Origin of the sequence: Salmonella sp. SAL4457, from assembly GCF_046548235.1 — a bacterium.
Lineage (GTDB): Bacteria > Pseudomonadota > Gammaproteobacteria > Enterobacterales > Enterobacteriaceae > Salmonella > Salmonella enterica.
This window is the reverse complement of the sequence record NZ_JBGDZO010001388.1, coordinates 1-234: the sequence shown is the minus strand read 5'-3', so window position 1 is coordinate 234 and position 234 is coordinate 1. Positions and strand designations below refer to the sequence as shown.

1 protein-coding gene is annotated in these 234 nt (G+C 65.4%); it reads right to left on the bottom strand.

Translation table 11 applies throughout. The features are described from left to right. Positions 1-234, bottom strand: a 234-nt coding sequence (locus ACLJNW_RS28715; RefSeq protein ID WP_410962090.1) for an MltA domain-containing protein, incomplete at both ends; no start/stop codon positions are given.

Here is a 234-nt window from a genome sequence, read left to right as displayed (position 1 = left end):
TCGTCGCGGCGTCGTCGTAGGGTTTCAGCACCCGGCCTTCCAGGCGTCCGCGCAGGCGCTTACCCTTGAGTTCCGGGTAGACGCTTTCCAGCGCGACCACCACCAGGTCGTCCGGTACGCCGTAGACCGGCACCGGGGTTTTTTCGCCCTGGCTCAGGCTGCCGTGGTAGACCGGTTCGTAGTAGCCGGTGATCAGGCCCTGGTCGCCGTTGCTGGAGGAACGCAGGCTATAGA